Source organism: Priestia sp. SIMBA_032 (genome assembly GCF_046535215.1).
Lineage (GTDB): Bacteria > Bacillota > Bacilli > Bacillales > Bacillaceae_H > Priestia > Priestia aryabhattai.
This window is the reverse complement of record NZ_JAWRXD010000202.1, coordinates 1-391: the sequence shown is the minus strand read 5'-3', so window position 1 is coordinate 391 and position 391 is coordinate 1. Positions and strand designations below refer to the sequence as shown.

At 63.2% G+C, this 391-nt stretch carries 1 protein-coding gene; it reads right to left on the bottom strand.

Features of this window, described 5'->3' with window-relative positions; all coding sequences use genetic code 11:
* Positions 1-391: GTP-binding protein (locus tag SB717_RS34000; protein ID WP_410907218.1), on the bottom strand; the 391-nt coding region annotated here is incomplete at both ends.

Genomic DNA, 391 nt, shown 5'->3' with positions numbered 1-391 from the left:
CGGGTGGAACGGCGCGCGGCTGCGATAGACGCTCGAACGCACGCCGTAGGTATCGGAGTCGGATATCGCGTTGCTATCGTCGAGCTTTTGCGCCCAGCCGGGCGACCTGGCGAGCGCAGCGAGATCGAACTTGCCGGTGTTGATGATGTTGGCGAGAGCAACGACGCCGTGCTCCATCGTTACCACCTCTGCGCGCGGATTGAGTTGTTGCAGCAGCGCGCGCAGTCGTCCGAGTTGCGCGGGCGTGGCGAGATCAGCCTTGCTGATCACGAGCACGTCGGCAAATTCGATTTGCTCGACAAGCAGACTCGCGAGACTGCGGCTGCCGTCATTCTCTTCCGTCGCCGCGCGCTCTACCCGCTGCTGCGACGCGAATAACGACGCGAAGTTC